The sequence below is a fragment of the Mesorhizobium sp. 131-3-5 genome, from assembly GCF_016756575.1.
GTDB lineage: Bacteria > Pseudomonadota > Alphaproteobacteria > Rhizobiales > Rhizobiaceae > Mesorhizobium > Mesorhizobium jarvisii.
The window spans coordinates 2,508,984-2,525,510 of record NZ_AP023254.1; the positions used below are offsets into that span (position 1 = coordinate 2,508,984).

Annotated in this window: 17 protein-coding genes and 1 pseudogene; 9 read left to right on the forward strand and 9 right to left on the reverse strand. The window is 63.2% G+C overall.

Annotated features, from left to right (window positions below):
* Nucleotides 1–29 precede the first annotated feature (29 nt).
* A complete protein-coding gene (locus JG747_RS12175) occupies nucleotides 30–1,652 on the forward strand; it encodes an FAD-binding oxidoreductase (protein WP_019860593.1) in 1,623 nt (540 codons plus the stop codon).
* A gap of 18 nt (nucleotides 1,653–1,670) precedes the next feature.
* Complete coding sequence (locus tag JG747_RS12180) at nucleotides 1,671–2,294, forward strand: hypothetical protein (protein WP_019860592.1); 624 nt, start codon at nucleotides 1,671–1,673, stop codon at nucleotides 2,292–2,294.
* 5 nt (nucleotides 2,295–2,299) lie between these two features.
* Here JG747_RS12180 and JG747_RS12185 read toward each other — a convergent pair whose 3' ends face one another.
* From JG747_RS12185 to JG747_RS12195, 3 genes are all read right to left on the reverse strand, one after another.
* A complete protein-coding gene (locus JG747_RS12185) occupies nucleotides 2,300–2,821 on the reverse strand; it encodes a hypothetical protein (RefSeq protein ID WP_027047289.1) in 522 nt (173 codons plus the stop codon).
* A 163-nt stretch (nucleotides 2,822–2,984) separates the two neighbouring features.
* Nucleotides 2,985–4,115: a hypothetical protein gene (locus JG747_RS12190; RefSeq protein ID WP_019860589.1), complete on the reverse strand. Its 1,131-nt coding sequence runs from the start codon at nucleotides 4,113–4,115 to the stop codon at nucleotides 2,985–2,987.
* Between the two features lie 6 nt (nucleotides 4,116–4,121).
* Nucleotides 4,122–4,556, reverse strand: coding sequence for a DUF4383 domain-containing protein (locus JG747_RS12195; protein WP_202361848.1), 435 nt, complete (start codon nucleotides 4,554–4,556; stop codon nucleotides 4,122–4,124).
* Nucleotides 4,557–5,295: 739 nt separating this feature from the next.
* On the opposite strand from JG747_RS12195, the gene JG747_RS12200 reads away from it, so the two are divergent.
* Nucleotides 5,296–6,234 carry a diacylglycerol/lipid kinase family protein gene (locus tag JG747_RS12200; protein WP_202361849.1) on the forward strand — a complete coding sequence of 313 codons (939 nt, stop codon included), beginning with the start codon at nucleotides 5,296–5,298 and terminating at the stop codon, nucleotides 6,232–6,234.
* Nucleotides 6,235–6,327: 93 nt separating this feature from the next.
* Here JG747_RS12200 and JG747_RS12205 read toward each other — a convergent pair whose 3' ends face one another.
* From JG747_RS12205 to JG747_RS12215, 3 genes are read right to left on the reverse strand one after another with little or no spacing between them, the layout of a single operon-like run.
* Nucleotides 6,328–7,245 carry an NAD(P)-dependent oxidoreductase gene (locus JG747_RS12205; protein WP_202361850.1) on the reverse strand — a complete coding sequence of 306 codons (918 nt, stop codon included), beginning with the start codon at nucleotides 7,243–7,245 and terminating at the stop codon, nucleotides 6,328–6,330.
* Nucleotides 7,242–8,456 (reverse strand): mandelate racemase/muconate lactonizing enzyme family protein, encoded by a 1,215-nt coding sequence (locus JG747_RS12210; RefSeq protein ID WP_019860584.1) that lies wholly within the window; start codon nucleotides 8,454–8,456, stop codon nucleotides 7,242–7,244. Before JG747_RS12210 ends, JG747_RS12205 begins: the two co-directional genes overlap by 4 nt.
* Nucleotides 8,453–10,069, reverse strand: coding sequence for a GMC family oxidoreductase (locus tag JG747_RS12215; protein ID WP_202361851.1), 1,617 nt, complete (start codon nucleotides 10,067–10,069; stop codon nucleotides 8,453–8,455). The genes JG747_RS12210 and JG747_RS12215 overlap by 4 nt, the downstream gene beginning before the upstream one ends.
* Nucleotides 10,070–10,284: 215 nt before the next feature.
* Here JG747_RS12215 and JG747_RS12220 point away from each other — a divergent pair, with 215 nt between their 5' ends.
* The 3 genes from JG747_RS12220 to JG747_RS12230 all read left to right on the forward strand — a co-directional run bounded on the left by JG747_RS12220 (nucleotide 10,285) and on the right by JG747_RS12230 (nucleotide 12,019).
* Nucleotides 10,285–11,226 carry a phosphoribosylaminoimidazolesuccinocarboxamide synthase gene (locus JG747_RS12220; RefSeq protein ID WP_202361852.1) on the forward strand — a complete coding sequence of 314 codons (942 nt, stop codon included), beginning with the start codon at nucleotides 10,285–10,287 and terminating at the stop codon, nucleotides 11,224–11,226.
* Nucleotides 11,227–11,331: 105 nt separating this feature from the next.
* Nucleotides 11,332–11,727 (forward strand): acyl-CoA thioesterase, encoded by a 396-nt coding sequence (locus tag JG747_RS12225; protein WP_010911043.1) that lies wholly within the window; start codon nucleotides 11,332–11,334, stop codon nucleotides 11,725–11,727.
* Nucleotides 11,728–11,854: 127 nt separating this feature from the next.
* The gene (locus JG747_RS12230) at nucleotides 11,855–12,019 is read left to right on the forward strand and encodes a hypothetical protein (protein ID WP_019860580.1); all 165 of its coding nucleotides are present in this window, start codon (nucleotides 11,855–11,857) and stop codon (nucleotides 12,017–12,019) included.
* A 208-nt stretch (nucleotides 12,020–12,227) separates the two neighbouring features.
* Here JG747_RS12230 and JG747_RS12235 read toward each other — a convergent pair whose 3' ends face one another.
* Nucleotides 12,228–12,596 (reverse strand): winged helix-turn-helix transcriptional regulator, encoded by a 369-nt coding sequence (locus JG747_RS12235; RefSeq protein WP_027047286.1) that lies wholly within the window; start codon nucleotides 12,594–12,596, stop codon nucleotides 12,228–12,230.
* 92 nt (nucleotides 12,597–12,688) lie between these two features.
* Between JG747_RS12235 and JG747_RS12240 the strand changes: the two genes are divergently transcribed.
* From JG747_RS12240 to JG747_RS37805, 3 genes and pseudogenes are all read left to right on the forward strand, one after another.
* On the forward strand, nucleotides 12,689–13,294 hold the full coding sequence (locus tag JG747_RS12240) for an NADPH-dependent FMN reductase (RefSeq protein ID WP_019860578.1): 606 nt from the start codon (nucleotides 12,689–12,691) through the stop codon (nucleotides 13,292–13,294).
* A 526-nt stretch (nucleotides 13,295–13,820) separates the two neighbouring features.
* Nucleotides 13,821–14,975: a sulfite oxidase gene (locus JG747_RS12245; protein ID WP_202361853.1), complete on the forward strand. Its 1,155-nt coding sequence runs from the start codon at nucleotides 13,821–13,823 to the stop codon at nucleotides 14,973–14,975.
* A pseudogene (locus JG747_RS37805) lies at nucleotides 14,972–15,175 on the forward strand (FMN reductase); the annotation flags it as partial. The gene JG747_RS12245 and the pseudogene JG747_RS37805, both read left to right, overlap by 4 nt.
* Here JG747_RS37805 and JG747_RS12250 read toward each other — a convergent pair.
* Nucleotides 15,176–15,985, reverse strand: a complete 810-nt coding sequence (locus tag JG747_RS12250) for an MBL fold metallo-hydrolase (protein ID WP_019860576.1) — start codon at nucleotides 15,983–15,985, stop codon at nucleotides 15,176–15,178.
* A gap of 70 nt (nucleotides 15,986–16,055) precedes the next feature.
* Entirely contained in the window at nucleotides 16,056–16,463 is a 408-nt protein-coding gene (locus JG747_RS12255) for a winged helix-turn-helix transcriptional regulator (RefSeq protein ID WP_019860574.1), read from the reverse strand.
* Between the last annotated feature and the right edge of the window lie 64 nt (nucleotides 16,464–16,527).

Below are 16,527 nucleotides of genomic sequence, written 5' to 3' on the forward strand. Positions count from 1 at the left end.
CGCTATCCCTTGGCCAACGGGGGATCCGCATGGCTGACGAACAGAAGGGGTTTCGCCTGTCGCGCCGGCTGGTGCTCGGCGCGGCTGTCGTCGGCGGCGCGGTGCTGTGGGGCGGAACAACAATGGCGCGGCTGGCACGCGGACCGTCGGGGCCGAAGAATGCCGGGCGCATCGCCGACATCGATGGCATTGCCCTGCCGCTGAAACCGATCGCCAGCCCGCCGGCCTTTGATCCTTCGCTGCCCTGGTCGGCCAAGGGCGGCGACATCAACGATGCCAGCGGCCTGTCGCGGACGCCGGTCTATGGCGTGGTCGAGATCAGCGAGGAGGACCATATCGCCAAGGCGCTGGCCTTTGCCCGTGCCAACGGGCTGAAAGTGTCGCTGGCGGCTGTCCGTCATTCGATGGGCGGCCATGCCTTCGATGACAATGCGCTGGTGCTCGACCTCAAGAAATTCAACAAGGTCAGCGTCGATGCGGCGGCCAGGACCATGACGCTGCAGCCCGGCGCGCGCTGGCACGACATCCAGAACCTGCTGCATCCGCGCTTCGCGGTAAAGGCGATGCAGTCGACCGACATTTTTTCGGTCGGCGGCTCGCTGTCGGTCAACGCGCATGGCATGGACCACCAGGCGGGTTCGGTTGCCGGCTCGATCCGCTCGATGCGGATGATGCTGGCCGACGGGTCGGTGACGACCTGCTCGGCCACGCAGAACAGCGAGCTGTTCCGCCATGTCGTCGGCGGCTACGGCCTGTTCGGCGTGGTGGTGGAGGCAACGCTCGATATCGTCGACAATGCCGTCTACCGCACTTCGCGCGAAATCATCAAATCCGACGATTTCCCAAAGTTTTTTGCCGATGTGCTGGAGCCGAACAAGGATATCGGCCTGTTCTACGGCCATCTGTCGACGGCACCGGGCAATTTCCTCGAGGACATGATCGTCTATCGCTACGACAAGGTGGCCGAAGAGCCGCCGGCCGACCAGCCTGATATCGGCGAGCCGGGCTCGGTCGGGCTGAAGCGGGTGATCATCAATCTGGCGAAATGGGGCAGCGTGTTCCAGGAGCTGAAGTGGTTCACCGAAAAGACGCTTGAGCCGAAATTCGAGAACTGCACCGTGGCGCGCACGACAGCAATGGCGCAAGGCGAGGCCTGCCTCGTCACCCGCAACAACCCGATGCACGATTCGGTGCCGTATCTGTTCAACGATCTAAACGACGAGACCGACATACTGCACGAATATTTCATTCCGCGCGCCGCCTATGTCGAGTTCATCACCGAAGCGCGCGAGATCCTGCGCAACCAGTCCCTGCCGGTGCTCAATGCCTCGGTGCGCATCGTCCATAAGGAGGATGTGGCGCTGACCTATGCGCCGGAGCCGGCCTATTCGCTGGTGCTCTACATCAACCAGCCGACCGATACCGACGGCAATGCGAAGATGCGGGCGCTGACGCGGGCGCTGATCGACGTGACGATCAAGCATGGCGGGCGCTTCTTCCTACCTTACCAGCTACATTATACGGGCAAGGAGTTGCTGGCCTCCTATCCCGAACTGCCGGCCTTCCTTGCGGCGAAGCGGCACTATGACCCGACGGAACTGTTTTCCTCGACCTTCTACCGTGCCATCAAGGCGCTGAGCGGGGTGGCGTAGGAAGCAGGAGAACAATCGATGCGCATGCTATCGGCGGCAGCCCTTACTCTCATCGCGCTGTGCGCTGGACCGGCCGGGGCCGAGGACCTCAAGGCCTTCAAGCTGACCATCGACGGCGTGGCGGTCGATATCGATCCCGGCGAGAGCACGACCATCACGCTGCCCGGCGGCAAGCAGAGCAAGGTGACGCTCGAGCGCAACGACTTCGCCACCTTTTCAGGCGGTAGCTTCTCCTTCGTCCATCCGACCGGCATTTCGGTGACCAAGACCGATCTCGGCGAGAACATCACGCAATATCTGATGGCTTCGGCGCTGGGCACGATCGTCGTCGTGCAGGAATACGGCAAGATGAATCCGGTGTCGCTCAACCAGCTGATGCTGCAGGAGATGACCAGGGAATCGGTGCAGGCCGGTGCGACGCTGACGCAGCAGCCGACGACGCGCAAGCTCGCCGACGGCAAGGAACTCACCGGCATCCGCGCCGAGGTGAAGACGCGCACCGACACCGCGTATTTCGAGATCGTCGGCTACGGCCTGGCCGATCGGGGGCTGTTGTTCGTCACGCGCGTCGGCAGCGGGGATCTGGCCACCGAACAGCCGCTGATCGACAAATTCTGGGAGAGCCTGAAGCTCAAGATGTAAAGGGACTAAAGCCCCGTTGGCACCAGGCCAGCCAGCCAGTTCACTGAGCGTTTGGCCGCATCGGCGGTCGCGGAAGCTGCACGGCCAAGATCGGTCTTGACCACGGCATAGCCGTTCTTGGTGCGGTAGAGCACGCCGGTTCCGCCATCGACCACCTGTTCATAGGCGACGGGCCGGGCGGCATCCGCGTCGACGGTCGTCGTCGGCGAGCCGACGGGCACGCTCGGCCGATGGCTCAGTTCCGGAGGCAGCGGGCTTTCCGTTCGCACGATCCTGCTGGCGGGCTTGAGTTCCGGGCGGGATGCGGTGGCGGCCAGTTGCGAGGAGGATGACGAACCCTTGGGGCGGCAGATGCCGGACACCAGCGGATAGTCGAAATTGCGCTGGTGCAGGATCTGGCTCTTCATCGCGGCTTCGCATTCGGCGATGGTCGACCACTTGGCAGGCGTCTCGCCGATATATTCGCACAATTTGGCGTCGCAGTCGCAGCCGACAATGGTCATGGCGACAAGGGCGGTCTTGATCACGGTCTTGTCCCTTCGAGATGCCCCCCGGCAGCCCATTCAGGTGCATGTCGCCCGTCAGGCAACGTGCACCATTCCATCGCGCGCGAACAAGGCGGGATTTGGCCGCGATTGTGGAATGAGCATGGCCGCGCGTCTGATCTTGGCCGGGCGTGGCCGAAAGGCCTCAATAATCGTAGACGTGTTCGAGCTTGGCGCCGGCCTTCATCAGCGACGATAGCACCAGATGCAGCTTGCGCACGGCCACGACCATGCCGGTGCGGCGCGTCGAAGGATCGGCCGGCAGCGGATAGCTGAACAGGATGCGCATGCCTTCGGGGACGGCGATCGAGTCGGTCGACAGCATGGTGACCATGATCTCGTCATTGCCGCCGATCTCGACGAAGGAGACGCCCTTGTCGATCAGCCGCGGGATCATGTCGGTGAAGACCTGATAGCGCTTGGTGACGAAGATGGTGCCGTCAGGACCCAGGTCGCGCTCCAGCAAGGTGTCGGGCTCGTTGCGGGTGGCTTCGCCGACCGGGCCCTTGGCCCAGACATGGATGTCGAGGAAGGCCGGGTCGGAGGTCGCGGCGAGCGCCTTTTTGATCAGGTCGGCATAGCCCTGCTTGATGGTGTCGGCGAGGCCGAAGGCGAGCTTGCGTTCGCTGGTGCGGACGGAGCTGTCGCCCGGCGCCGGCTGCACGGCAAACAGGCCGGCGCGCTTTTCGGCATAGGCGAACTGGTACCACGGCACTTGGTCGAGAAAGCCTGCGTATTCGGCCGCCACCTTGGCCTGGTAGATGTCGGCGGCGGTGCGCTTGGCCGATGTCGCCTCGGTGACGCGGCCGACCGTGTTCTCATAGGCCCATTGCAATATGTGCTCGATCGAGTGGCTGGTGCCGATGATGACCAGCATCTGGTGGTTGGCATAGTTGAACTTGTATGGGGAACTGGCGCGGATCACGGTGGCGTAGTCCTGCCAGAAGCGGCCGACATAGGACCAATAGGGAAATCCGCTCGGCTGGTCCTTGGCGACGAAGCCGGCATATTCGCGCGCGGCGTAGACAATTGCCCATTCGGGATAGGTGAGGAAGGTCGATTCCTCAGGCCGTTGGTAGCCGGGGATTTCGGCGCGGACCTTGTCGGCCAGCGCCTTGGGCGGCGCGCCATCGGCAATGCCGGGCAGCGGCGTCTTGTCGAGCGACGGCGTCGTCAGGAAACCGTAGCTCAGCCCGACGATCGGGATGAGGATGATGATGACGATCAGCCAGACGATCGTCTTGATGACGCGCTTCAGCCAGCGGAACAGCAACATGGCCGGTCAGGCCGTGGCGAAGTGGTCGTATATGCGCTTCGACAGCCAGAAGCCGACATAGACGGCGAAGCCGCCGATGACGAGATGCGGCAGGTTGGCGAAGAAGCGGGTGGGGAACTCGATGTCGTTGAGGGAGCGGAAACCGTTGATGAAGATGCCGGCATCGAGGCAGCCGGAGCCGGTGATCAGCCCGAGCACCCCGTCGAACAGATAGACCGATCCGAACAGCTTGAAATAGAACACTGCCTGGCGATGCGAGATGAAGGCGGCGGCCAGCGCCCAGACGCCGGAGAAGGCGTGCAGCAGGTCGTCATACCATTGCAGCGAGAACAGGCCGAACAGATTGCCGTTGGCATCGTTGAACGCCGGTATGTAGCCGATGGCGACGACCGCGAAGAACAGGAAAGCATAGGCAACGGCAAGCTTCTGGATCAGCGTCATGAAGTATCCCCCCTCCTACGAGCCCGTTAAAACGGACTCTGGCGACGTTGGGATACTAACCGATTTTAGCGCGCGGTGAAGCGGCGCCCGCAAGATCGCCAGCAAAGGAGATCAAGGGCCAAAACGACAGTCGGCGCCGGGATTTCTCCCAGCGCCTCCCTGTCAGATCAGGACACGGTCGCGGCAGCAACTTCCGTAAAGTCGTCGCGCCATGCCGGCCTTGATTTTGACGGTCCTGCCAGCCACCACCCCAAGGCAGTGTCCGTTCCAGACCACGCTGGTCTTGGCCCTTGCGGGCTTTGCCCTGCGTGCCATCGAAGGTTTTTGCCGTCCTTCATGGCAGCATCGGTCCGCCGTCGGCGTTGGCACGCTTTCCGCGGCCCCGTAGGTCTCGGCTACCGTCCCTCGAAACAGGCAAGCCTGCTCTCGCTCCGGGCCGTACGGGCCTCAGGAAATCCGCCTTTCACTTTCGCCTTTCGGCTTGGCGATCGGTGGCCGCCTGAGATGGGTTTAACGTACGCCGGGTAAGGGGCCTGGGGAATGGCCATGGGCCTGTGGATAGCGGGATTATCGGGGACCGTTTGGCGAGGGCCCGGGACCTTCGGTGCCTGCTGCCTTAAACAGCCGTCCCCTCTTTTCGGCGCTCGGATCGACAGCGCCCCTTGCTCCGCCGCCGGGCGCGGGCTTCAATGCCGGCAAACGATCGGACATGGATGTCCGGCGCCGGGGAGGGTGCGTATTGAAAGTCGGGGTGGTTCTCAATCCGATAGCCGGTGGCGGCCGGCTGAAGCGGCATTGGCCTGAGGTTGCCGCCTCGCTGAAAAAGCACTTCGGCGATTTCGAGCTGCGCGAGACACAGGCCGAGGGCGATGCCGAACGGTTGGCCATCGACCTCGCGGCAAACGGCTTCGACCTGGTGATCGCCGCCGGTGGCGACGGCACCGCCAGCGAAGTGGCCGACGGGCTGCTGCAGGCATTCGAGGAGAGCGGCAGGACGACCGAGCTTGGCCTGCTGCCATGCGGCACAGGCATCGATTTCGCACGCGGTCTTGGCCTGCCGAAAGTGGTGGACGCGACCTTGAAGCGGATCGCCGGGGCAGAGGGCCGCAAGGTCGATGCCGGGCGCATCTGCTACATCGACGACCATGGCGCACTGGCCAGCCGCCACTTCATCAACATCGCAAGCCTTGGCCTGTCGGGCGCCACTGACCGCGCCGTCAATGCCGACAAGCGCAAGGGCAAGATGTCGGCCAAGGCGCTGTTCCTGTGGCGCACCGTGGTCGAGTTCATCCGCTACCGCTTCCAGCATGTGCGGATCACCGTCGACGACGGCGCGCCGGTTGAGGCGCGCATGGCGCTGGTGGCGGTGGCGAACGGCAAGTTCTTCGGCGGCGGCATGATGATCGCGCCGGATGCCGAGCTCACCGACGGAGAGTTCGACATCGTCATCCTGCGCGCGGCTGGCAAGCTGAAGCTGATCTGGGATATCCGCCTGCTCTATGGCGGCCGGCACCGCAACCATCCGGCGATCACGATCCTGCGCGGCAAGAAAGTGGTTGTCGAACCGCTCGACGATGTGGAAAAGAACGGCGCGCTGGTCGACATAGACGGTGAGTCGCCCGGACGCATACCGGCGACCTTCGAGATCCTGCCTGGCGCGCTGACGCTCAGATATTGAATCAAGGCGTTGCCAGATTGATTCAAGTCTCTTCGAAACTGAATCCGGCTATCGATTCAAGCAGATGAAATTGCTTGGTTTTCCGGTCTCCGGTCAGATTTCCAGTCTGGCTGGAAAACCAGGCGCGCGCAGGTCGGTGCCGACGGCATCTTCGAGCAATTTGACGATCTGGGTCGACCAGGCGCTGCCGCCATAGGCCGCCTTGCCCTGTTCGAAAATCGCATTGACGCGGGATGCCAGCTCCAGCGGCACGCCGAAATCCTTGCCCATGCCCAACGCAAAACCGAGGTCCTTCAGCGCCAGGTCCATGGTGAAGCCGATGTCATAGGAGCCGTTGAGGACGAGCTGGCTTTCGGTCTCGTGGACGAAGCTGTTGCCGGAGGAGGCAACGATGGCGTGGTAGGATTGGGCGAGGTCGAGCCCGCCCTGCTTGGCCAGCATCAGCGCTTCGCCGGCGGCGACGAGGTGGATGAAAGCCAGCATGTTGGTGATCACCTTGATCACCGCGGCCGAGCCGATCGGCCCCATCAGGAAGGAACGTGCGCACATTGCTTCGATGGCCGCGCGATGGCGTTCGTAAAGGGCTGCATCGCCGCCGACCAGGGCGGTGATTTTGCCGGCCGCCGCCAGATGCACGCCGCCGGTGACCGGGCATTCCAACGTCTCGACACCCTTGGCCGAGGCGAGGGCGGCAAGCCGCACGATCTCGTCGCGGCCATTGGTCGACATCTCGATCCAGGTGCCGCCCTTGGGCAAGCTCTCGAGCAAGCCGCCGGGTCCGGCAAGCACCGCTTCGCTGACCTTGGGCGAGGGCAGGCAAGTGATGGCGTTGCCGGCCCGCGCCGCCGCGTCGGCAGCGCTGTCTGCTGCCGTGGCGCCGAGCGCCACGAGGCGCTCGACGGCAGCCGGGTCGCGGTCGAAGACAGTGACCGCAAAGCCGTTGCGGATCAGGCTGGCGGCAAGGTTGCCGCCGAGATGGCCGAGGCCGATGAAGGCGTAGCTCTCGCTCACGGCATCAACGGGGTCTGCATCATCTGCAGATGCAGATCTTTGCCGGTGTAGGGATGCGCATCGCAGACCGCTTCGTTGAGCTCGACGCCCAGCCCCGGTTCCTTCGAGGGGATGACGTTGCCGTCCTGCCACTCGATCTTCTTCTTCAGGAGCGTGGCGTGGAAGCCGTCCCACTGCTTCAGCGATTCCAGGATGAGGAAGTTGGGCAACGTCACCGCCAGCTGGATGTTGGCCGCACCGACGATCGGCCCGCAATAGCAGTGTGGCGCGACCTGAATGTGATAGGCCTCGGCCATCGCCGCGATCTTCTTGGTTTCGAGAATGCCGCCGGAGCGGCCGAGATCCGGCTGCAATATGGTCGCGGCGCGGTTTTCGATGACGCGGGCGAATTCGAACTTGGTCGTCAGCCGCTCGCCGGTGGCGATCGGGATCGAGGTCGCGCGGGCGACCTGCGCCATCACTTCGGGCATGTCGGGCGGCACCGGCTCCTCGAACCACAAGGGATCGTAGGGCTCGATGGCGCGGGCCATGCGCAGCGCGCCCGACGCGGTGAACTGGCCGTGCGTGCCGAAGAGGATGTCGGCGCGGTTGCCCACCGCCTCGCGGATCGCCTTGACCATGCGGGTGGAGACGTCGATGTCGATGAGGCGCGGCTGATGGCCGTCGAAGGCGGTGTAGGGACCGGCCGGGTCGAGCTTGACGGCATTGAAACCCTGCTCGACATATTCGAGCGCGCAGGCCGCCGCCATTTCGGGGTCGTTGTAGACATTCCTGCCGTCCGGCGCGTCCTCGGAATGGACACTGCCGGTGTGCGGGTAGAGGTAGGTGTAGGAGCGCAGCGTCTCATGCACCTGACCGCCGAGCAGTTTGTAGACCGGCTTGTTGGCCTCCTTGCCGATAATGTCCCAGCAGGCCATTTCGAGCGCCGAAAAACAGCCCATGCCGGAAACATCGGGGCGCTGGGTGAAGCCGGAGGAATAGGCGCGGCGGAAGAAGTTCTCGATGTCGTGCGGATCGCGACCGACGAGATAGCGCTCGGCCATGTCCTCGACCATTTTCGCCGTGACATGGGCCGAGAAGGTGGCGTTGTAGGCTTCGCCATAACCGACCACGCCGCCATCGGTGGTCAGCTTGACGAAGATGAAATACTTGCCGCCGATGCCGGGCGGCGGGTTGCCGACAACCCAGGTCTTGACGTCGGTGATCTTCATTTTTGGTCCTCCAGAACCAGTTCGGCGCCCTTCCACCCGGTCATGACCGAGGCGGCGTTGGTGTTGCCGGTGATGTTGTCGGGAAAGATCGAGGCGTCGATGACGCGCAAGCCTTCAAGCCCGTGCACTTTCAGGCGCGGATCGACGACGGCGCGCGTGAGATCGGGCCCCATGCGGCAGGTCGAAACCGGGTGATAGACAGTGCCGGAGCGTTTCCTGAAATCCGTGATCAGGTCGGCGTCGGACTGGATCGACGGGCCGGGCAGGACTTCTTCCCTGATGATTTCGGCCATTGCAGGCATCGAGGCGATCTTGCGCACGAACTTCACCGCCGCCAGCATCTCCTCGACATCGGCATTGGTGGAATAGGCGTTGGCGGTGATCTTCGGATAGTCCAGCGGATTGCTGGAGCGGATCATGATCTCGCCCCGGCTCGACGGGCGGCAATTGGACAGGCCGATGGAGAAGCCCGGCCAGGGGTCGGGCGTCAGGATCGGCCGTTCGCCGCTCTTCGGGATGACGGTCGAGAAGGCCTGGAAATAGAGCTGCATGTTGGGGCGCGAGAACGCCGGGTCGGTGCGGAAGAAACCGCCGCCATGGTTCATCGACAGCGACAGCGGTCCCGAGCGCGTCAGTATGTATTGCATGCCGACCAGCAGCTTGCCCCACCAGGGACGCAGGATCTGGTTGAGCGTCGGCACCTTGCCCTTGAAAGTGTAGTTGATTCCGACATGGTCCTGCAGATTGGCGCCAACATTCTCGTTGGCGTGGACGATCGGGATGCCCAGCCCATTGAGCAATGCCGCAGGCCCGATGCCGGAAAGCTGCATGAGCTGCGGCGAGTTGATCGAGCCGGCGGACAGGATGATTTCACGGCCGGCCCGCGCCGTTTTGGTCTGGCCGTTCTGCAGATATTCGATGCCGACGGCGCGTTTGCGTTCGAACAGGATGCGGCTGGCCAGCGCATTGGTCTCGACGCGGACATTGCCGCGCGTCATCGCCGGGCGCAGGAAGGCGCGCGCCGCCGACATGCGGCGGCCGTTCTTGGTCGATATCTGGTAGGTGCCGACGCCTTCCTGGGCAGCACCGTTGAAATCGGGATTGAGCGGCAGGCCGGCCTGCTGGCCGGCGGCAAGATAGCGCTTTGTCAGCGGGTGGACGGCGTTCGCGGTGTCGCTGATGTGCAGGGGACCACCGGTGCCACGCCATCTGTCGGCGCCGGCCTCATTATCCTCGAGCGCCTTGAAGATCGGCAACAGCTCGTCATAGCCCCAGCCGGGATTGCCGGCGGCGCGCCAATCGTCGAAATCCTCGCGCGCACCCCGGATCCAGACCATGGCGTTGATCGAGCTCGAGCCGCCGAGCAGCTTGCCGCGCGGCCAGTGGTCGACATTGCCGCCGAGACCGGGGTCGGCTTCCGTCTTGTAGTTCCAGTTGACCGCCGGATCGAAGAACGTCTTGCCGTAGCCGAGCGGCATCTGCACGTAGAAGCGCTGGTCCGTGCCGCCGGCCTCCAGTACCAGAACTGAGAAGCGGCCCGAGGCCGACAGTCTGTCGGCGAGCACGGAGCCGGCCGAGCCGGAGCCGACGATGATGAAGTCAAAAGTCTGCATGATTGAAACGGGCGGCTCCGGAAATCTGGCCGCAGCCTAGACGCGAGGGGTTCGCCGCGTCGCCGGGCCTTCCGGCATGCGTTGTGAAAAATGCGACTGGAATGCGAGGTCGAGTTGCGGGGAATATCGACAATCGCGCTTGATAAGCATGGGGTCGACAGCCTATGCGAGGGCATTCGTTTGCTCTGGCCACTCTGCGGAAGGCAGGAAATCATATGCGGACCCTGTCGGATGCGTTCATTCCCGAACTGCCGGGTTACTACAAGGGCAAGGTCCGGGAAAATTACGATCTGGCCGACGGGCGGCGCATCATCATCGCCACCGACCGTCTCAGCGCCTTCGACATCATCCTGACCTCGATCCCGTTCAAGGGCGAGATCCTCACCCAGACGGCGCGCTACTGGTTCGAGGAAACCGCTGATATCTGTCCGAACCATGTGCTCGAATATCCCGACCCCAATGTCGTCGTCGGTACAAGGCTCGACATCCTGCCGGTCGAGATCGTCGTGCGCGGCTATCTGGCCGGAACCACGAGCACGTCGATCCTGACCCGCTACAAGCGTGGCGAGCGCGACATGTACGGCATGCGCCTGCCGGACGGTTTGCGCGACAATGAGAAGCTGGCCGAGCCTGTCATCACGCCGACAAGCAAGGCGGCGGATGGCGCCCATGACGAGCCGCTGTCCAGGGCGGAGATCCTCGAACAGGGACTGCTCACGCAGGCGCAATGGGACACCGTCTCGGATTACGCCTTGAAGCTGTTCGCGCGCGGCCAGGCGCGTGCCGCCGAGCGCGGCCTGATCCTTGCCGACACCAAATACGAATTCGGCACAGACAGAAGCGGCACCATCATCCTGGCCGATGAAATCCATACGCCCGACAGCAGCCGGTACTGGATCGCGGCGAGCTATGAACAGGCACTGGCCAGCGGCACGCGGCCGGACAGTTTCGACAAGGATTTCATCCGCTCCTGGGTGGCGGCGCGCTGCGATCCTTACAAGGACCCGATCCCCAGGATTCCAGACGAGATCGTCGAACAGGCCTCGCGCATCTATGCCCAAGCCTACGAGGCGATCACGGGCAAAGCATTCGTTCCCGATCTTTCCGGGGACACGGTTCTCGATCGCATCCGTTCGAACCTGGTGCGCTACTTCTAGCAGCCAGGCGAAGCTTTGCCCGGCGCGCGTTGACGCGTCCGCGCCATGACGCTACGGGATCGAGGGCAGTCGATCTCAAGCCTTCGACCTCGGGGGATTTCTCGCATGGTGCACTACGCGGACGGACGGCCGATCGGAGACCTCACATTGCGCACGCTGGCCATGCCTTCGGACGCCAACGCCGCCGGCGACATCTTCGGCGGCTGGGTGATGGCGCAGATGGACCTTGCCTGCGGCATCCGCGCCGCCGAGCGCGCCAGGGGCCGCGTGGTGACGGCGGCGGTCAAGGAGATGTCCTTCGCCAAGCCGATGAAGATCGGCGACACGCTGTGCATCTACACCCATGTCGAACGCGTCGGCCGCACCTCGATGACGCTCAAGGTCGAAGCCTGGGCGCAGCGCTATCTCTCCGATTTGATGGAAAAAGTCACCCACGCCGATTTCGTCATGGTGGCTTTGGACGGCGAGGGCAAGCCGAAGGCCGTTCCGGCCGAGGGTTGACGAGCCCATTCTCGCGTCCCGTTTTTCCAGCGCAGGGCAATTGTAACATCGCCCGTTCCAGCGATGCGCTCCGCGACATTCAATGGTTGCTTTCACGCCCGATTGTGCCGGCGTTGGGGGAGAGACAATGCGTCAACACATACTGAACAGCTGGCTCGTGGCAGCCCTTGTCGCTTTGGTCTGCCTGCTCGGCGTAACGGCCTATGCCGAAGTCAAAAACGACCTTCGGCCCATCGCCTGCCCGCAAGGCGACAAGGGTGACCGGAAGCCGGCCGCGACATGCGTGCCCTGAGCACGGCGCCCTGCGATGGCTTGGCGCCGAGAAGCTGAAGGAGTTCCTTTTGGTCCGCGATTGTCGTCGTCAAAGTAGCGTGTGTGCTGGTCTGCCACCGGCGCCATAGGACAAAGTTGCGAGCCCGCGTCAAGAGGACCACGACTTCCCTGCCGTCCAGGCAATTCCGCTCAACGCAAAACTCTGGATTCCTTGCCGTGCAAGGGTTTCAGCCATGCATGACGTCGAATTTTTCGCGTGCCTCGCGCACACGCTGCGTGTTCCTGCGTGCCCATTCGCCAAGCGCGCTGACCGGGATCAACAGTTCGTGACCGAGCTCGGTCAGTTCGTAGTCGACGCGCGGCGGAATGGTCGGAAACACGGTGCGGGTGACGAAGCCGTCGCGTTCCAGGCCGCGCAAGGTGGTGGTCAGCATCTTCTGAGAGATGCCGCCGACAGCGGCACGCAGCTCGTTGAAACGCAGTGGTCCGTGGCCAAGCTTGCCGACCACGAGCACGGTCCATTTGTCGCCGACGCGCTGCAGGATTTCCGAAATCGCGCGACAGTCTTCGGTGTTGTGCGGGTGCCTCAGTAACAAAACGGTGCCTCCTTGCGTCGGCAGTTGACAGTATCTCATATAGCGCCGGTATCTAAATGATACCAGCTTATTACCGGAATGGAGAGCCCCCCATGTCAAAGCCGAAAATCGCCATCATCGTCGGTTCGACGCGCGCCGCGCGCTTCGCCGATGTGCCCACGCAATGGATCGCCAAGATCGCCAAGTCGCATGCCGACATCGATGTCGAGGTCGTCGACCTCAGAGATTTCCCGCTGCCCTTCTTCGACGAAGTCGCCTCTTCCGCGTGGGTACCGTCGACCAACGAAGTGGCGCAGCGCTGGCAGAAGAAGGTCGCCGAATATGACGGCTTCATCTTCACCGCCGCCGAATACAATCACGGCCCGACGGCCGTGCTGAAGAACGCCATCGACTACGCCGCCAACGAGTGGAACAAGAAGCCGGCCGGCTTCGTCGGCTATGGCAGCGTCGGCGGCGCCCGCGCCGTCGAGCAGCTCCGCCTCCATGCCGTCGAACTGCAGATGGCGCCGGTCAAGTCGGCCGTCCATATCGCCTGGGGCGACTTCCTCGCCGTGCGCCAGGGCGAGAAGAAGCTCGAAGACCTCGACCACCTGAACCAGGCCGCCACCGCGCTGGTCAACGACGTCGCCTGGTGGGCCAAGGCGCTGAAGAAGGCGCGCGATGCCGACGTGGTCGACGAGGAAATCAAGGCGGCCTGATCGCCGGTCGAATTGTCCTCCCAAGGGATATGGGGCGGCGCTTGCGCCGCCCTTTTCAATTGTGAAACGCTTGTTGCCGGTTGCCGGTTGCCGGTTGCCGGTTGCCGGTTGCCGGTAGCCGCTAGCAATCCGATTGCCACACGCCCGACACCAGCCCGAACGCCTATGGGCAAGGCCAAGGGCGGGCGGTGAGAGGCCTTAGTGCCCCCTAGCTAGACCGGCACCGTCAGAGCGAACACATCGCGCCAGAAGCGGGTCCCGAGCCGCAACGAGCGTAAATCGGCCGCAAGGTCATCATATCCCGTCCAAGTTGTGGACACATCCTTTTTCAGGGCGCACTCTTCAAGCACGAAACCCAAGCAAGAGTTTCGCCCAATGCCTCACATGCTTGAGACGCGTCGCTGATTGCATGACCCATCCGGATATTTCCGGGTGGAAGTCGTTTCTTTGTGCGCCTGTCCGAGATCAGGCTACGGCCCAAATAGCACGCTGCAGCCCGTTCCGGATCAACTGGGAGGGAAACAGCATGCCTCATCTTCAACGCAGAGAACTTATCCAGGGAAGCGTGGCCGTTGCCGCAATCGCGGCTCTCCATGCCTCGCGGGCTTACGCTTTTCCGACACGGCCCGGCGAGGAAGTCGTCAAATGGCTCGATCAACTGCCGCCGAATCCGGTTCCGCAGGTCATCAAGAATCAGCTCGTCTGGGAGGATCTCGATGCCTGGGTAACGCCCAACGACAAATTCTTTTCGATCGCGCACTTCAACCGGCCGGTCATCGAGGAAAGCGCGTGGAAGCTGGAAATCGGCGGGCTGGTCAAAAAGCCGATGGCCCTGACGCTTGCCGACATCAAGTCCCGGCCGCGCGAGGAAGTCACCTTCACGATCGAATGTTCGGGCAATACCGGCCTGCCGTTTTTCAACGGCGGAATCGGCAATGCCCGCTGGGCGGGTACGCCGCTCGCTCCGATCCTGAAGGAGGCCGGGGTTCACGACAGCGGCATCGAGGTTGTCTTCTGGGGCGCCGACGAAGGTGAGATCAAACGCGCCGACGAGGTCACGTTCAAGCAGAATTTCGCGCGCAGCATGTCGCTCGCCGAAGCAATGGATCCAAAAAACATCCTTTGCTACGAGATGAACGGCGCTCCTTTGCCGCCCGACAACGGCTTCCCGCTGCGGCTGATAGCGCCGGGCTGGTACGGGATCGCGAACGCGAAATGGCTCAAGCGCATCGACGTGCGCGACCAGCGCTTCGAGAGCCGGTTCATGGGACGCGACTACGTCACGGTCCGCGAGGAAGACCATAATGGCGAGACCGTGTGGGCGGAAACCTCCGTCGGACGGGCAAGGCTCAAATCGGCACCGGCCAGGGTTACCCATATCGGCAACGACTACCGAATCGTCGGAGCCGCCTGGGGCGCGCCAGTCGACCGGGTCGAGGTGAAGATCGACGATGGGCCGTGGATGCCGGCGACCATCGACGACGCCGACAAGGCGGAGTTCGCCTGGAAGATGTGGTCTCTCGATTGGCCCAAACCTTCCGCCGGGGAGCACACTGTCACCTCACGCGCGATCGATACGAGCGGCAACATCCAGCCGGCGATGAGTGATCCGTGGATCGCCAAGAAACACACCTACTGGGAGAGCAACGGACAGGTGACGCGCCGCATTCAGATCGGTTGACGGTTGCGCCGGGCAAGTCCGCCGTCCATATCCTGGCGCGACTTCCTGGCCGTCCATCAGGGCGAGAAGAAGCTCGAAGACCTTGAGCACCTAAACCAGGCGGCCACGGCGTTGGTCAATGATTTCGCCTGGTGGGCAAGGCGCTGAAGAAGGCGCGCAATGCCAAGGGATACGGGGCGGCGTTTGCGCCGCCCTTCTAGTTATAGCGGCTCAAATCGAAAGCTGCCGCCCGACCGGACGACGCGGCCAATGCCGGGCGAGTCCAAATGCGCGCCGGCAACGAGGTAATGATCGTCCGCCGCAAGCGCCAGCAGCCGCAACCGGCTCTCGCGCGCCTGGTCCTGATCCGTATCGAATTCCCACGTCACCTCGGGCCGATCGAACTGCAGCGATGGGACGTGAACGGTATCGCCCCAGATCAAAATGCTCTCGCCGCCGCTCGAAGCGCGAAAGCAGCTGTGACCCACTTCATGGCCGTGAGCGCCGATAATGTCGACATGGGTCCCGAGACGGTCTCCGGCCTCGAACGGTTCCGCCATGTCGTGAAACCGCTCGAGCCGCGCTTCGGTGCGGAAGAGGTCGAGTTCCTGCCTGGGAACGAGCAGGCGCACCAGGCGCGGAAAAGCGTCCCGGCCGTCGGCAAGCACAAGACCCTGGATGTGGTCGAGATGCGTATGGGTGAAGCAGACGGTACGGACTTTTTCGACATCGATGCCGGCTTCGTCCAGCGCCTGGGGAAGCCGGCCCATGGTCGGGTGCCAGGCATTCGCAGCGCCGGTATCGATCAGTGTTATCTCATGTCCATCGTCAATCGCGAAGGCGTTGACGGAAAGCCTGAGTTGGCCGCCAACCAACGCGACTTGTTCGGGCAACTCATCGCCAAACGGCTTGTCGCCGCGTTGCCGAAGCCGCCCGACCGGCATGTCGACGTAGCCATCGCGCAAGGCGGTGATGCGCAGGTCACCAAGAGTGTAGGTCCGATAAAGTTCGCCCGAAGCTATGCGGTGCATTTGCCGATCCGTTTCTGCAGACAATCTGTGACGGGCAGCCGGCGTCGGCAACCCGGCAAGTCAATTCGATCTAGGCCATAAGCGCGTGCTGCGCCTGCCGCGGCCGGATGATGCAGTCGGCGAGACGATGCTTCTCGTCCAGCGCATCAGCATGGTGCTGGCCCCATTGGCAGAGCGCCAGCAGGATCGGCTCGAGGCTGAGGCCGAGGCTGGTCGCCGAATATTCGACGCGGGCGGGCACTTCGGCGAAGATCTCGCGGCTGACGAGGCCATGCTCCTCCATTTCGCGCAGCTGCTGGATCAGCACTTTCTGGGTGATGCCAGGCATCATCGCCTTCAGCGCCGACAGCCGCCTTGGACCATCGAAGAGATGGTAGAGGATGACCGCCTTCCAACGCCCGGCGATCACCTTCAGCGCGCGCTCCGCCGGCAGCATCGGCAGTCGCTTGATCGGCATCTTGCTGGCTGGGCCGGCCATGGTCACCTCCTGGTCAGCAGGGGAGAAATGAGTGTGTAGTCGCGGGCTCGCAGATAGTGGCAAA

Excerpts from the sequence above, each read along its gene's own strand:
- JG747_RS12175 (WP_019860593.1), top strand. The coding sequence starts at position 30 with ATGGCTGACGAACAGAAGGGGTTTCGCCTGTCGCGCCGGCTGGTGCTC.
- JG747_RS12180 (WP_019860592.1), top strand. The coding sequence starts at position 1,671 with ATGCGCATGCTATCGGCGGCAGCCCTTACTCTCATCGCGCTGTGCGCT.
- JG747_RS12190 (WP_019860589.1), bottom strand. The coding sequence starts at position 4,115 with ATGTTGCTGTTCCGCTGGCTGAAGCGCGTCATCAAGACGATCGTCTGG.
- JG747_RS12195 (WP_202361848.1), bottom strand. The coding sequence starts at position 4,556 with ATGACGCTGATCCAGAAGCTTGCCGTTGCCTATGCTTTCCTGTTCTTC.
- JG747_RS12210 (WP_019860584.1), bottom strand. The coding sequence starts at position 8,456 with ATGAAGATCACCGACGTCAAGACCTGGGTTGTCGGCAACCCGCCGCCC.
- JG747_RS12215 (WP_202361851.1), bottom strand. The coding sequence starts at position 10,069 with ATGCAGACTTTTGACTTCATCATCGTCGGCTCCGGCTCGGCCGGCTCC.
- JG747_RS12220 (WP_202361852.1), top strand. The coding sequence starts at position 10,285 with ATGCGGACCCTGTCGGATGCGTTCATTCCCGAACTGCCGGGTTACTAC.
- JG747_RS12225 (WP_010911043.1), top strand. The coding sequence starts at position 11,332 with ATGGTGCACTACGCGGACGGACGGCCGATCGGAGACCTCACATTGCGC.
- JG747_RS12230 (WP_019860580.1), top strand. The coding sequence starts at position 11,855 with ATGCGTCAACACATACTGAACAGCTGGCTCGTGGCAGCCCTTGTCGCT.
- JG747_RS12240 (WP_019860578.1), top strand. The coding sequence starts at position 12,689 with ATGTCAAAGCCGAAAATCGCCATCATCGTCGGTTCGACGCGCGCCGCG.
- JG747_RS12245 (WP_202361853.1), top strand. The coding sequence starts at position 13,821 with ATGCCTCATCTTCAACGCAGAGAACTTATCCAGGGAAGCGTGGCCGTT.
- JG747_RS12250 (WP_019860576.1), bottom strand. The coding sequence starts at position 15,985 with ATGCACCGCATAGCTTCGGGCGAACTTTATCGGACCTACACTCTTGGT.
- JG747_RS12255 (WP_019860574.1), bottom strand. The coding sequence starts at position 16,463 with ATGGCCGGCCCAGCCAGCAAGATGCCGATCAAGCGACTGCCGATGCTG.